At 59.7% G+C, this 15089-nt stretch carries 8 protein-coding genes and 3 pseudogenes; 6 read left to right on the top strand and 5 right to left on the bottom strand.

The genetic code is table 11. From position 1 onward, the window contains the following. Positions 1–9 precede the first annotated feature (9 nt). The 3 genes from XH91_RS39140 to XH91_RS34440 form a co-directional block, all read right to left on the bottom strand. Complete coding sequence (locus tag XH91_RS39140; protein ID WP_128958244.1) at positions 10–3765, bottom strand: hydantoinase B/oxoprolinase family protein; 3756 nt, start codon at positions 3763–3765, stop codon at positions 10–12. A 25-nt stretch (positions 3766–3790) separates the two neighbouring features. Beyond that, the gene (locus XH91_RS34445; protein ID WP_164933829.1) at positions 3791–4591 is read right to left on the bottom strand and encodes an IclR family transcriptional regulator domain-containing protein; all 801 of its coding nucleotides are present in this window, start codon (positions 4589–4591) and stop codon (positions 3791–3793) included. A 189-nt stretch (positions 4592–4780) separates the two neighbouring features. Further along, a complete protein-coding gene (locus XH91_RS34440) occupies positions 4781–5707 on the bottom strand; it encodes a Bug family tripartite tricarboxylate transporter substrate binding protein (RefSeq protein ID WP_164933830.1) in 927 nt (308 codons plus the stop codon). Positions 5708–6062: 355 nt separating this feature from the next. Between XH91_RS34440 and XH91_RS39135 the strand changes: the two genes are divergently transcribed. The 4 genes from XH91_RS39135 (at position 6063) to XH91_RS34425 (ending at position 10242) form a co-directional block, all read left to right on the top strand. Continuing rightward, positions 6063–6239 carry a hypothetical protein gene (locus XH91_RS39135; protein ID WP_164933831.1) on the top strand — a complete coding sequence of 59 codons (177 nt, stop codon included), beginning with the start codon at positions 6063–6065 and terminating at the stop codon, positions 6237–6239. Between the two features lie 574 nt (positions 6240–6813). Beyond that, the gene (locus XH91_RS34435) at positions 6814–8226 is read left to right on the top strand and encodes an MmgE/PrpD family protein (protein ID WP_128929697.1); all 1413 of its coding nucleotides are present in this window, start codon (positions 6814–6816) and stop codon (positions 8224–8226) included. Further along, entirely contained in the window at positions 8171–9448 is a 1278-nt protein-coding gene (locus tag XH91_RS34430; protein ID WP_206733161.1) for a 2-methylaconitate cis-trans isomerase PrpF family protein, read from the top strand. Before XH91_RS34435 ends, XH91_RS34430 begins: the two co-directional genes overlap by 56 nt. Continuing rightward, entirely contained in the window at positions 9448–10242 is a 795-nt protein-coding gene (locus tag XH91_RS34425) for a phosphosulfolactate synthase (protein ID WP_206733162.1), read from the top strand. Before XH91_RS34430 ends, XH91_RS34425 begins: the two co-directional genes overlap by 1 nt. Positions 10243–10653: 411 nt before the next feature. On the opposite strand, the pseudogene XH91_RS34420 reads toward XH91_RS34425, so the two are convergent. Continuing rightward, a pseudogene (locus XH91_RS34420) lies at positions 10654–11768 on the bottom strand (IS630 family transposase). An 894-nt stretch (positions 11769–12662) separates the two neighbouring features. Between XH91_RS34420 and XH91_RS40170 the strand changes: the two are divergent. Both XH91_RS40170 and XH91_RS34410 read left to right on the top strand, forming a co-directional pair. Next, a pseudogene (locus tag XH91_RS40170) lies at positions 12663–13015 on the top strand (type IV secretory system conjugative DNA transfer family protein); the annotation flags it as partial. Positions 13016–13776: 761 nt separating this feature from the next. Continuing rightward, entirely contained in the window at positions 13777–14013 is a 237-nt protein-coding gene (locus XH91_RS34410) for a response regulator transcription factor (RefSeq protein ID WP_128929695.1), read from the top strand. Here XH91_RS34410 and XH91_RS34405 read toward each other — a convergent pair. Further along, positions 13902–14962: pseudogene (locus XH91_RS34405) on the bottom strand (IS701 family transposase). The gene XH91_RS34410 and the pseudogene XH91_RS34405 overlap by 112 nt on opposite strands. Positions 14963–15089 lie beyond the last annotated feature (127 nt).

Here is a 15089-nt window from a genome sequence, read left to right as displayed (position 1 = left end):
CTCTTTCGATCATGAAGCTTCGCGGTCGCGGTGGCCGTAAAGACGAGCGGCCGCTTCCTGCGACAGACGTCCTTCGAAGACGTCCCTCTCGATCAACGCCGCCGGTCGTTCCTTCGGGTTGCCGAGACCACCACCGCCGGGCGTATGGATCACCAGCCGGTCGCCCGCCTCGATCGTCTGAAGCCCCTTGCCGGCGATCGGCCGTCCGGACGCGAGGCCGACATAGCCCGCCCCGCCGTTCTCGCCGCCCAGGCGTCCTCGCGCCGGATTCTTGACGCGCTCGAAGGCGGCGCTGAGCCGGAACGCGGTGCCGTCGGCGTTCTCGACCTCGATGATTTGGCCGAGACCACCGCGCGTGCGCCCCGGACCGCCGCTGTCTATGCGGAGCTCCTTGCGCCAGAACACGAAGGGGATCTGCGTTTCCGCGATCTCGATTGGCATGCACTGGATGCCCGTTGGGAACGCTGTCGCCGACAAGCCGTCCTTTGTGAAGCGGGCTCCCATACCGCCGCTGGTGGTAACCGTCAACGAGTAGTTGCGCCCCTTGCGCTCTCCGACTGTGAAGGTCCCGCGCAGTGCGATATTCCACATGCACGAACTGCCCTCGGCGGGGATGCGCTCCGGCAGGATTTGCAAGAGGCAGCCAAACACCAGATCCGGCAGCATCTGGCCGATCACGTGCCGCGCTCCGACGGGCGAGGGCTTCCTGGCGTTGACGATGCAACCCTCCGGCGCGAGGACCTTCAACAGGGACAGAGATCCGGCATTGTTGGGAATGTCGTCAGCGATGGCGCAACTGATGGCGAAGGACGTGTAGGCGGTCGCGTAAGTCAAGGGAACGTTGATGCCCTTAATCACCGCGGGGGCGCTGCCGGCAAAGTCGACAACGATGCCGTCCTCGTTAATCGTCAGTGCGGCCCGGAGCGTCAGCGGCTCGTTGTAGCCGTCGACGATCATCTCGTTTCTCCAAGTTCCCTTCGGAAGCGACACGATCTCCTTAAGCACCGCTTGGCGGGAGCGCTCGAGAATGAAGTCGGCGAGCTCCGAAAGATCATCGAGGCGAAACTCTGTCATTGTCTCTTGAAGCCGCCTGACGCCGACATCGTTGCACGCCGCGAGCGAGTAGGTATCCCCGATGGTGTCGACCGGAAGCCGCGTGTTAGCTTCGATCACCGCCATGAGCGTCTCGTTGACCGTGCCGGCGTCGATTAGCTTGATCAACGGAATGTAGAGACCTTCCGCAAATACGTCCGGAGCTTCAGTCCCCGCGCCCAGCCCGCCAATGTCCATGAGATGGCTGGTGCAGGCGAACAGAGCGACACACTTGTCTTTGTGGAAGCAAGGCGTGACAACGACGAAGTCGTTGAGGTGGCCGGTTCCGAGCCACGGGTCGTTGGTGATATAGGCGTCGCCCGGCTTCATCGTTGTGGTCGGAAAGCGACCCAGAAAGTGTTTCACGGACTCTGCCATCGTGTTCACGTGGCCCGGCGTGCCGGTCACGGCCTGCGCCAACATCCGGCCGTAAAGGTCGAATACGCCGACCGAGACGTCGCCGCAGGCGCGGACTAGTGGACTGAAGGCGGTGCGGATCAGAATCTGCGCCTGCTCCTCAACGAGGGCCAGCAGACGATTCCAGAGGACTTGATGGTGGATCGCGGAATTTAGATTTCGGGTTTCGACCGCCTGTTCCGAGGCGGCGATCCGCTGCATGACGATGCTGCCGTCCCCGTCGATGGAGGCGGAGAAGCGTGATGTGATGAAGGTCGTGGTCTCGTCCTCCACGATGAGTGCCGGGCCGCGGATGGTCAATCCATTTGCCATCTGCGAACGATTGTAGGCGGGGACAACGATGGACTTCGAGGCCGTGCCATCAAAGACCTCGCGCACGCCTGCATCCGATGGCTCGCCGATGTTCCAAATGAGAGCTGTCGGTTCGACGGATTTGCGCGTCGTCGAGACAGTCACCGACCAGCTCAGGACCTCGATGGCAGCGCCCGGAATGAACCGGGTGAAGAGGCGTCCGTAGAGATCCTCAAACCATTCGCGCAGCACGGTGCCCGTCAGAGGCTTGGACCGGTCCGGCAGGACAACCGAGATTTCATGACCCTGGCCCACGTAGCGCATGTGCGCCACGCAACGCTCGACGAGCTCTGCGCCCTCGGTCTTCACCAGGGCGATGGTGTCGGCCGCCAAGGCGTCGAGAAAAGCGCCGATCTCGGCTGGATCGACGGAAGCGAGATTGACGTGCTTGCTCCGGATCAGTTCAAAGGAGATCGGCGCCTCTAGGAATCCGACCGCCGAGCCGACGCCCGCGTTGCGCGGCACGACCACCTTGCGGATGCCGACCTTCTCGGCAACCCAAGCGGCGTGCAGTGGGGCCGCACCGCCGAATGCGATCATCGTATAGTCGGCGATGGGCTCGCCGCGTTCGGCTGCGTGCACGCGGACCGCGCTCGCCATGCTTTCGCACACGGTCTCGGTGATGGCGAAGGCCGCCGTTTTGCTCGAAAGGCCGAGCTTCTTGCCAACGGCGGCGTCGAGCGCACGGGAGGCTGCCTGCGGATCGAGTTGAACTCGTCCGCCCGCGAACGCGCCGGGATCCAAGAGCCCTAGCGCGAGGTCGGCGTCGGTCACTGTCGCCCCGGACCCACCACCCGGGTAACAGGCCGGCCCCGGCTGCGAGCCCGCGCTCTGCGGACCGACGGTGACCCTGCGGAGCCGGTCGACGCCTGCGATGGATCCGCCGCCCGCTCCGATCTCGACGAGCTCGACGGCTGGGATCCGCAGCGGCAGCCCGCTGCCCTTCATAAAGCGGTGCGTCCGGTCGACCTCGAACGAGTTGGCGGTGACCGGCTCGCCGTCCTGAATTAGGCAGACCTTTGCGGTCGTACCGCCCATATCGAAAGAGACGACCCGCTTGTCCCCAAGCCTGCGGGCGCGCTGTGCGGCGTAGATCGCTCCGCCCGCGGGGCCGGACTCGACCAGCCGGATCGGATAGCGTTTGGCGGTCTCGATGGAAGTCAGACCGCCTCCGGACGTCACTAGGAAAAGCCGACCGGTGAAGCCCGCTGCCGTGAGCGCCGCCTCCATCCTTTCAAGATAGCCGTTGATGAGCGGCTTCACGTAGGCGTTGGCGGCCGCTGTTGACGTGCGTTCGTACTCCCGGATTTCCGGGCAGACGTCGGACGACATTGTGATCGACAGGTCGGGCATCTGCCCGGCGAGGAAGCGCGCGGCCTTCCGTTCATGCTCCGAATTCGCATATGAATGCAGGAAAGCGATCGCCACGCTCTCGACAAGGCTTTTCCTGAGTTTGTTGACGATTTCGGCGAGCTCCGCGAGATCCAGTTCGAGCTTGACGTCGCCCTTTGCGTCGATGCGCTCGGCCACGGTGTAGCGGCGCTCTCTGGGTATCAGCGGCAGAGGCTTGGTTAGTTGCAGATCGTACTGGTCGTAACGCCCCTCACTGCCGACTTCCAACACGTCGCGGAAGCCAGCGGTCGCGATTAGTGCCGTCTTCGCGCCTTTACGTTCGAGCACCGCGTTCGTCGCAAGCGTCGTGCCATGGATGAAGACGTCGACTTTCGAGAAGTCGAGGTTGACCGTCGCGAGAAGCTGCTTCGCGCCGTTCATCAACCCGACCTCGGGCTGCGCAACCGTAGTGAGGACCTTGCGGGTGACCCTGCCGAAGGGGCCATCGAGCACCACGTCGGTGAACGTGCCGCCGATGTCAATGGCAAGGCGGGTTTCGATCTTCTTGGTCAAGGAATGTCTCCGACAGATCCGGTGCTCATATGAGAAGCGACTTCAATGATTCCGCTTTCCGTCCGCACAATCCGACGAAGCGGTCGAATTCGTCATTGGTCAGCGTAGGCGATTTTTTGCAGTTGAGATTAAGCGTTCCGAAGATCGAGCCGTCGTGCCGATACAAAGGGAACGCAACTGTGCGCCATCCCATGACGAACTCGTCTTCCATCACGCTGTAGCCGCGTTTGCGCGCGGCCATGATCTCGGACTTGATGACTGCTTTATCGGTCTGCGTCGCCTCTGTCTGTGCGACCGGCTTCAGTTTCGCCAAGTAGGAGGTGAGCTCGTTTTCGGTCTTCTGGCCCAGCAGCACGCGACCGGCCGCGGTGCAGTAGGCGGGAAACCGCGTGCCCACCCCTAGCGATCGCGACATCAGTTGTTCGGGCATCGTGTAGGCGACGACGAGCACCTCTGCGCCGTCGAGGACGCCGACCAGACAGGATTGTCCTGTGATCCGCGAGAGCTCTTCACAGGCAGGCTGCAGCACCTGGGCGTGACCGCCGCTCGCAAGGTAGGACGTCGCAAAACGGACGACCTTTGGCGTCAGCCTGAAAGTACGACCCGAAGTCTCTGCATAGCCAAGCGTGGTCAGGGTGTGCAGGATCCTGCGGACGCTCGGCTTGGGAAGATCCGTCGCCCTTGCCAGATCGCTGATAGTCGGAGGCTCGCGATGATTGCCAAGTGTCTCGATGACGCTCAGGCTGCGCGATAGCACTTCGAGGAAATCGGGCCCGCGGCCCGCTGCCTGACGTCTTTCGGTGTCTTCGGCTCGCAACTTCGTCATATTGCATTCTCCGCGGCTGGACGGAAGCCCCGGGTCTCTGCCGCGTCGGCTACGACGATCTGCGGCGTGCAGTGATTCGGCAGGTGCCTGCATGGGTCGAAGCTGACGTCTGACAACCAGCCAAAGTCCATTTTGCGCTCGTGGCGTTCTACGAGATTACGGAGTTCACTCCTGGCGGGTTGTTGAGTTTCAGTTAATAACCAGGCCAAGCCGCGAGACAAGACTTGTCCATGCTTCTTGCGTCGCGGCGACCTCGGAGGCGGCATCACGACCAACGCTTGGCTTGCCGACGACGAAATTCTGCTTCATGATATTTTGCATCGCGCTGGTTGAAACGATCTTGGTAAAAGTCTTCTCGAGGATATCCGTTATCTCCGCGGGAAGCTTTGCCGGACCAAACAGGCCAATGAAGCCGCCTCGCCAATCGAATTCGGCAGGATAGCCCAGGTTCTTAAATGTCGGAATGTTTGCAAAGCCGTCGACTTCATCGGGCGATAGCATCGCCAAAGCTTTGACCGTACGGGCCTCGATTTGAGGCGCTATCGTGCTCATCGTGCCCATTGCGCAGGCCACTTGGTTACTCAACAGATCGTTGAGCATCGGCGCTTCGCCCTTGTAGGGCACATGAACCATCTCGAGCTTGTTATAGTCGGAAAATAGCTGCTGAAAAGCATGGCTCGTGGTGCCGGCGCCAAAAGTGCCGTATGCAAGTCTTTTGCCGCGAGCGTAGGCGACAAATTCTTCCATCGTGTTGGCGGGAGACAGGGCGGGGACCACGAGTGGCATCACGGTCCGGCCGAGCGAGCCGATCGTCGTGAAATCGTCCACCGCATCATAGAGTTTCTGGGCGGCAACGGCCGGCGCCTGTACAAGGCTCGACGAATTGAAGAGCAAGGTGTGGCCATCAGGGTTAGCGCGCGCGACCTCTAAAGAGCCAATCATGCCCCCAGCTCCCGCGCGGTTATCCACGATCACCGTCTGGCCAAGCTCGGTCGAAAGGGTTTGTCCTAGCGACCGAGACAGCACGTCGACAACGCCGCCGGCAGGGAATGGGCAGACCAACCTTATCGTTCTGGTCGGATAACTGGCAGACCGGGCAAAAGGCGCATTGGCCATGACGGCCGTCCCAATAACGCCGACGTGGAATAACCGTCGCGTAATCATGCTGTCTCCGCTCGTACGTTCAGCGTACATTTGTACGTAGTGGAGCACAGATTGCACGAGATCGTCAAACTCTAAAAACGTCGTCCCGTGCCCGCCCTGGTATGCCGACGTCGCCCGAGAATAGAATCTCGGAATCCATTTCCAGGATGAAGAGGCTGAGCGAAGTATCGAGATTACGCACAGTCCTCGCGCGCATGCCGACCTCCGCGCTGTTGGTAGGAGCGGCGATAGCGCAGCTTCTTCGCCGGTCGCTCAGATGCCGACACGATCTCGCTACAATTCCGGGATGCTGACGGAGAGGTTTGCGATGCGCCAGTCGCGTGCGGCCGGCGACAAGCTGTTCGTCGACTGCGCTGGCGACCGCGGGGGTGATCGAGGGATTCGCCGGCGAACGGCGCACCGCGCCGACATCGCGAAAGCGATCAACTTGCTGCTGAACCGGTGGGCCGCGTTCACCCGCTTCCCTCACCAACAACGCTGCTGAACAGCGCGAGGGTGTCGGCCGGCAGATGAAACTCGACCTTCGCCGGCTCAGACGCCGGTAATCACCGTGCTAGAGGGCGTCTACACGATCATCGAACCTGCAAGATGACCGATGATGATCCCAAAGCGTGGCTCTCGGACGTCCTGCGCGGCTACTTGTGCGTCCAGCCAACAGAGTCGCCGACCAGCTGCTGTGGAATTGAAGGCCTCTCAGCAAGCCATCGTCGCTCCCTGACGAGCGTTACCTGCGCTATCTGGGGTCTTCTGGATGCGCACAGAAAAATCACAGCAACGACGCATCAAAGAGCGGCCCCAGCGGAGCTTTCGATATCCGCCGATGCTTGCCTGAAGGCGCTCGCACGCTCTTTTTCTTAGATTTGCGACGTCTCCTTCAATGGCTTCGTCATCGGGAAGTTCAGTTCCGATAGCTTAAAAGGCCAAGATGAGTAGTTGTAGCAGAGCCACGTCTGAAATCCGCGGGCGAGATCGCATCATGAGCTCAGACCCGATAGCGTTGACACATCGCCAAATGATAGTATTATGCACTACTACCATCATCTTTGTGGAGCCTTTCGATGACCTCTGTGTCGACCCCCCAGCAATCTGAGGCCCTCATCGGCCTAACGATGCGTTTCGCTGAGCACGTTGCTTTGCTCAAGTTCGAGGAAATTCCCGCTGACGTCAGCAACAAGGCGAAGCTGATCCTGCGCGATGGCGTTGGTAATGAAATTGCTGCATCCGCTATCAGCGAGCCAGCAAATAAAGTCATCGAGCTTGTCAAAGAGTGGGCCGGCACGCCGCAGAGCACCATCATTGGCCATGGCATGAAAGTGCCGACGCCCAATGCTGCGCTCGTTAATGCGATGATGGGGCACGGAATCGAGCTGGACGACGCGCATGGCTCTGGATTGATAAAGGCCGGTTCCGTTCTCGTTCCGGCAGCCTTTGCAATTTCGGAACTGTCGGGCGCTTCAGGTAAAGACGTCCTCACGGCGGTTGTTGCAGGCTATGACGTGGCAATCCGAATCGCGAAAGCGATCAATCCCGGTCACCGCCAGCGCGGTTATCACACGACTGGAACCGTTTCAGCCATCGGTGCTGCTGCTATGTGCGCGAAGCTTCTGGGCTGCAATGCTGAACAGATCGCCTGGGCCATCGGATTGGCTTGCATGCAGTCGGCGGGCATTCAGTCATATCTCGACGATCCTTGCATGGCAAAACCCTTTAGCCCCGGTAAGTCCGCCTTTAACGGCGTTCTCGCGGCGATCATGGCGAGCCGCGGCTTCAGCGGTCCTAAGAAAGTGCTAGAGTCGCGCGAGGGCTTCTTGAATGCCTTCACGGACAGTGTCCGCCTCGACGACTTGCAAGACAACCTCGGCAAGCATTTCGCGATCATGGAAGTCGGATTCAAGCCACATGCGGCGTGCCGATATGCCCACGGCCCGATCGACCTCGCGCAGGATGCGTTCGCGCTCGACGGCGTGCGTCTCGACAATGTCGATCGTGTTACCGTTCATATGAGCGAGCTTGCGATTCGTCAGGCGTCAAAGCCAAAAGTTACCAACCTCAATGCGGCGATGGGCAGCACGCAATTTAGCATCGCGCTGGCGTTGGCCTCCGGAAAGAATGGCCTGAAGGAATATTGGGACGGCTACAAGCAGGCGGCTGTCCACGAGGGCATGGGGAAGATCGAGTTGCAGAAGGAGGCGGCCTATGGACTGGGCGGACGTCAGGCTCAGATCGACATCGCGCTGAAGAACGGCAAAGTCGTGACTCGCAGCTCCCTCGAGCCGAAGGGTGAACCGTCCAATCCTCTCACCTCCGACGAGCTGGAAGCGAAGTTCTTGGCGATGACGACTATGGTGATCGAAGAGAAGCAAGCACGTCGAATCAGCGACCTCATGATGTCGCTCGAAAAGCAACCCAAGGCCGATGTCGTTCCTCAAGCTGCCGTGGTGGATAATGGGCCGTCGCTTCGAGCAGCATAACGCAAACGTCGATCCGGTCATGCCGTCCGCAATGAATGCGGGCGGCGGAGATCAAATCCCGATCCGCTGCACATTTATGCGCGGGGGATCCAGTCGGGGGGGCGTGTTCCTGGACGACGATCTGCCGCAGGATGAAGTCCAACGGGCTGCCGTCCTGCTCGCGGCGTATGGATCGCCGGACGACCGCCAGATCGATGGTATCGGTGGCGCAGATCCACTGACCAGCAAGGCCGCCGTCGTGAAGTTGTCGTCGCGCCCGGATGCCGAGATCGAGTATACATTCTACCAAGTCGGCATTGATAATCCTTCGGTTTCGACAGGTGGCAACTGCGGTAACATGCTTGCCGCGGTCGGGCCGTTCGCTATCCGTCGCGGTTTGATCGATGCGGTCGAGCCAGAAACGATTGTGCGGATATATAACACCAATACTCGGCAGGTCGTGGTATCCCGCATTCCGGTTCGCGATGGTGAGCCGCTGTCAGACGGCGACTGCGCAATCGCCGGTGTGCCCGATACGGGGGCGCCGATCCGTTTAGATTTCGGCAATTGTGCCGGCGCCGTATCAGGCAAGCTATTGCCCACGGGGCGCGCTCGCGAAGCTATATCGATCGATGGCAAGACCATTGAAGTGTCACTGATCGACGCGGCCACACCATTCGTTTTTGTCAACGCGGTCGATGTCGGGGCAGTCGGCACCGAGTCGCCGGACGCGCTACGCATCAACGAAATGCTAATGTCCCGCTTGGAGCAGGTTAGGGGATGGGCGGCTGTTAAACTCGGTCTGGTGACAGATCAAGCCGAGGCCCGCACCAAAAGCCCAAACATTCCGCGTGTAATAATGGTCTCGCCGCCGAGGTCCTATTCGGCTATTGGTGGCCATGAGGTCGCGGCATCGGACATCGATATCTGCGTTCGGCAGCTCGCCATGCAGCGCCCCCACAAGGCGCTCGCCGTCACCGGTGCGGTGTGTACCGCAGTGGCCTGCTCGGTCCCGAACTCGGTAGTTGCGGCAGCCATCGGCAAGCCGTTGCAGAACGTCCGACTTGGCCATCCGAGCGGCGTGCTGCGAGTAGCCTCGAGTATCGCTCAGGGAGCAAGTGGCCCGATCATCGAGAGCGCGCAAATCGAGCGTACGGCACGGATCATTATGGATGGGGCCGTGTATATTCGCCGACGGAAGTTTGAGGAGCTGGCCGCTGCTCTGGCCAGAAAGATAGCTTGATGAGTGAGATGCAATCGCACGACGATGGCTTTGTTCCCCCCGCGCGCCAGGGGAAACCCCGCAAGCGAGGGATGACAGCGGTTATCGACTACGGTCCGGACGGCTTCGGTTGGACGGGAGAGCGAGGCGTGGCCGATCTGCTTGATTGCGCGGCCGAGTATATCGACTTCGCCAAGATCTATGCGATGAACGCACTGCTTTTGCCAAAACCGGTCGTGCAGCGGATCGTCAAACTGTACCGCGACTCGGGAGTGAACTGCTATTCAGGCGGCATTCTGTTCGAATATGCTTATCAGCGCAACGAAATCGATCGCTTCAGTAGTCATCTGTGTTCGATCGGCTTCACTTCTCTGGAGATTTCGGAAAATTACATCACGCTGAACGACAACGAGCGTCTTTCGTTCATCGAGCGCTTTCAGCGCCTTGGGCTTTCGGTTATCTACGAATTTGGGCGTAAGAACCCCGAGCAGCCGATGCGGATGGAAGAACTTGAAGGTCTCGTCACTTCGTTAACCAATCGAGGCGTCGACCATATTATCGTGGAGCAGTCCGAGATAGACATGGCTGCAAAAAGCGCGCCCGATCTGCTCAAGGCGCTGGCGGCCGCGCCTTGGTTCGAACGAATTTTGATTGAGGCTGATCCGTACCGCTACCCAAAACAACATGTCGGCCTGCTGCAGGATTTCGGCCCGGATGTCAATCTTGCCAATATCGCGCCCGGGCAGGCCCTGAGACTGGAGGGTTTGCGTCGCGGGATAGGTCGCGCTGTCAATTATTCCATTCTCGCCGAGTGATACGCTTAAGTCACAGCATCACTGCGAACAAAGTTCAGCGACGGCAAATGCGGCGCGCAGGAAATTGACGTTGTTTGCAACGTAGGGCCGAGTCCTCGGCGCATGAAGGTGGCGACGTGCTCTATCGTCGCCGCCATTCCGTGCTCCACGCTTGAATGCGTTAGGCTTAGTCGCCAGCTCGGCAGATCGCGCTGTGGTTATCTCCTTGCCAGCCAGGCTGTAGATCGTGTTATTGTCGGGTTTGGCCTCTCGCAGCATGCCGTCCACGATCTGACGTACGCACTCGGAATCTGCGGCGGCCAGCCGGTTTGACTGCGCGCGCAATGGGTGGCGGTCAGCTGCGGAACTTTTGCGAGTTCGTCCCCGTTTGCCAGATAGTGTGCTGGCCGTACTAGTGTCTCTGCACAATTATTATGACTCTTTGGAAGTGTCGGGATAGGCGCGGCCCATTTTGGCGCGGGCCCTGTCTGTCGTGAACATCCATTTGATGCGGGAGCGTGCGGCATTCCTCTGGCGTTCCCAAATGGCGATTTCGCGGCGCAGCCGCTTGGGGTCATCGATCCTGCGATCGAGGCACTGTCCCCGCAAGACGCCGATCTCGATCTCGACCATGTTGAGCCAGCTTGCGCGTTTGGGGGTGTAGTGGAACTCGAGCCGCCGCAAGATCCGTCGGGCTTCGGCAGGCGGGAACGCCTGATAGAGGGCGCCGGCAGAATGAGTCGATAGATTGTCCTGGACGACCCGGATGGTCTCGGCGTCGGATAATGGATGTCGACGAGCTCGCGCATGCATTGGGCGTAGTCTTCTGCCGCGCGCCGCTCGGTGACTTTGACCTTGCGCCAGGGACGATGCACGTCAAGCAGGACGAAGAGACTGACCGTACCGTTGCGACGATACTCGTAATCGTAACGTTTGAGCCGCCCGGGCTCGGCCGGGATTGGCTAGCGCGCCTCGCCGATGAGCTGCACCGGGCTTTCATCGAAGCACACCACCGGCCGCTCGGGATTGGACGGCTTGGCGTAAAGATCCAGCACGTCCTCCATGCGGGCGACGTATTCGCCATCGATCTGCGGAATGCACCACATGTCCTTGCGCCAGGGTTTGAGGTCATTTTCGACCAGGCGCCGCCGAACCGTCTCGTGCGACAGGCTCTTGTGCTCGGTGAGCTTGACCAGCGCACCTGCCAGCAGCTTGAGCGTCCAGCGGGCACGGCCCTCCGGCGGACCGGCACAGGCGGTGGCCACCAGCAAGGCTTCTTCCTTGCCCGTGAGTTTGCGCTCCGCCCCGGGACGCGGCTCTTCGCTCAGCGCCCGCTCCAGATTGCGTTCCACGAAGCGTCGCTTAGTCCGGTACACGGTCGAGCCGCCCACGCCGACACTTCTGGCGATCTCCTCGTCGCCGACCCCGGCATCGGCAGCCAGCAAAATCTGCGCTCGCTTGAGCTTGCGGGACGCATGCTTGCCGCCGCTGAGCAGGGTCTTGAGTTCGGTGCGCTCGACTTGGCTGAGTTTCCTTGATCGAGGCACGCACGTACAACTGAATCGGATGGCCGGCGTGAGTCCTTCGGCAAAAACCTTCACGCCCAAACAGGGGCAATACCTTGCCTTCATCCACCTCTATACGCGGCTGCACCGCAGGGCCCCGGCGGAAACCGACATGCAAGAGTATTTTCGCGTCAGCCCGCCTTCGGTTCACCAGATGGTGCTGACTCTGGAACGAGCTGGCCTAATCAGACGGCAGCCAAGGATACCCCGCAGCATCGAGGTCCTCGTTGATCCCAAGAGCCTGCCGGAGCTAATCTGACCGCCGGACGCGCAACACGTCAAAATCACTGTGCAGAGCCACTAGACCTTCCGGCTTTTTGGCTTCTCGTCGCAATGAGACGCGCTTGATCTGCGAGATTTGAAGCGCAACATTCTGAACTCGTCGACATGGCGGGAGATGTAAAGCAATTTGGAAACCAGGACCAGCAACCAGCGTTTGATATCATGTGAGATCTCGATCATGCTTTGATCTGCGACGAATGGCGCAAGACGCTCTTAGAAGCCAGCTGCGCTCTGAGTTAGCTCAGCAAAAATTGTATCGTACGCTTCACATGACCAACCGAAGTTGCTTTCCGTTTTAACAATGGGAATGCCGATGGGAGCATATGCATTGTGCTGGCGCTTACTCACGCTGCCGTCAAGGGACAGGGCGAGGTCAGCGGTACCGCACTTTGGCCGATAGCCCGCGGCCCTCCCATGGCCGAAGCGGTTCGGTTTCTTTGCCAGGATATACGACAATGCAATAGGGCGCATGCACTAGACACCTTCGAGGTTTCGGCAACCCCCTTCCGCATTGATAATGATGCGAGCAGAGCCAGAAGCAGGATCGCCCGCTTGCTCAACGCTCCTGTCGCTTCGCTGGCTGCGCAAGCACCCTTACAGATCCTGACCGCACTGATCGCCGACGTCTGCCTGTCCGGTTACACGGAAAGGAAGGACCTGCGCTTGCCGAGGACCGCACCAACCTGTCCGAGCCGGACTCAAAGCTGCACCAGCGATTTTAGGCAATCCACGACTACTCGGATTCGGAGTTCGTGAGGAGAACGTCGCGCCTTTCATGCCATAACGCCGGAGGACATTCAGCGGCGTCTATGCCAACGCGATGAAGGAAACCCACTGACCTTCCTACACCAACTAAGCGGCGCTGCTGTCGAGGTCGAACTTCACGACGGGAGCTCGCCGAACGTCGAACCGACACCTTCATCAACCTCGAGCTCAAGACGGTGGAGAATCCTGCTACTTCTCTGAATTGCAAGTCCAGGGCCAAGCCAATAGAGCAAATCTTCCTGGTATTTCCACGGCTTCCGCAACTTAAGCCGGACCAGGAGGCGGCGCAATCGCGCTTTGGCAGGTTTGTGAGCTTGCGGACCGGGTCGACGCCAGGATCGTGCTGTGGACCACGGGCGCGAACGTCTACCCCTACTATAAGCATCCGGCCTTATGCAGCTGCACCATATGCCCTATGACCCAAGCATGGCGTATTTCCGCCGCGAGCCGATCGCGGCGGATGACAGGATGGTGGATCTGGGTGGCAGAAAGTCAAAAAGGCGCATCCATTCGGCAACCGGTAATCCTAATCGACTCAGCAGTCTTAGCTCTGGTCAGCCTCGAGACGATCCGAGTTCGCGACTTGCTCATGATGGTGCGACGCATCTTCCAGCACGTATCGTGGTAGGGAGCTTTCATATCCTCGTGAACGCAGCGGACACTGTTCAGTTACACACCGCGCTGTCGCCGCAGAAGAAGAGAGCAAAACGGTCCCGTTCTAGGCCGCGCTCTTCTTGATCGATATCGATCATTGTAGCCGATGCTGCAAAGGGGACGTTGAGCTTCCGACCTATGTCGTAATGCTTCGACCGCTAAGGGGACGCAAATCGATCGTCCGCCCTTTCTCAATCATTTCCTCCCGCCTGATTTTCTCAACCCCCCATTGGCATGGGGCTTGCTGTCTCGGCATTGCGATCTGATCTTGATACGGAGCGCCTCAAACATGAGCCACGATACGTCAATAAAGCTATCCGAGCGCGAAAAACAATGCCTGCAGTTCGCGGCAGAAGGGAGATCGTCTTGGGCAATTGGGAGGGAACTGAAGATCAGCGAGAATACGGTCAATTATCATAAGAACGCCCTGCGAAAGCTTGCTACGAGGACCCGCGTCCAGGGTATCATCAAGGCGATACGCCTCAAGCTGATCCCAGATCCGTCGCAGGAAACGCGACGAGGATAAGGACTAGCGCGACGTCGAGCTTTTGCGACGTCCTCAAGTCCCGGGAATGTGAACCTCCTCCGATCCCCTGAGGCACGTTGCTCGCCAATGAGCCAAGCTTCGTCGCCCGGGAGATGCTGCTGACCCTTATCCCAAATCCGCTGAGGAGGGCCGTCGGCGGTGCGGACACGGAGAGCAGCAAAGCGGGCTGTCAGCCGACCTTTGGTCCCGCTGCGCCAGCTCACGGCTTTCCATTTGGCGCTGGCCAGCATTTGTTCTGCGCCAATCGACAAGATATCAGGCACGTGGTGCTTTCGTGGTTTCCCGCGGGCTTTGGTAATCGGCCAAATGAGCTTCACATCGACCGGGTACACTTTCAGGTGCCGAGGGATTCCGACAGCCCAGACCAGCCCGCGCTCTGTTAGCCCTAGTCGAAACGGTACGCTGAGACCGTATCCTGCACCGCCAGCACATATCCAAAGCGCACGTTGGCTGCTATCGCGCGGTCAATCTCGGCCAAAGCAATCTCCGGCTTGGACCGTGGCGTTCGATGTTCGACTGGCACGCGAGCGCGCTTCAAACGAGATACGTCGCTTGTCCAACTGTCAGGCAGAAAGAGACGTAACGCGACCATCACGGGCACTTCGCCGCTCGCAAGCGTCAAAGACACCAGTGTCTGGCAATTTGCCGTTTTACCGAGTGCCGAGGCGTATTGAGCCCCAACACCGACCGAGCGCTCACCCTTCTTGGGAAGTGAGGTGTCATCAATAACCAGCACCGCAGCCCTGCCGCCGACAAGTCGATCCGCCTGGTTGAGCAACTCTGTCCCCAGCGGCGTCGCGTCCCAGACACCGTCCGCAATGAAATGGTGCAACTGGTCGTAGGTGCTGGTGGCAAGGCGTTCCGCCATCGGCTGAACGCTCTTACGATCGCCGGGACCGATCAATCCCGCAACATACAGAGGACACATCCGCTGCCGGGTCTTATGACCCAGCCGGTCCAAGAACGGCATCAACCAGCGTTCGAGTTCGTCTTCCCATCCTGGCATGGTCAGCCCTCCAAGAGCCGACCACCCATGAATCATTGAAAAATTGATT

It is taken from the genome of Bradyrhizobium guangzhouense (genome assembly GCF_004114955.1).
GTDB classification, from domain to species: domain Bacteria; phylum Pseudomonadota; class Alphaproteobacteria; order Rhizobiales; family Xanthobacteraceae; genus Bradyrhizobium; species Bradyrhizobium guangzhouense.
The sequence above is the reverse complement of the archived record's forward strand: the minus strand, read 5'-3'. Positions and strand labels throughout refer to the sequence as shown.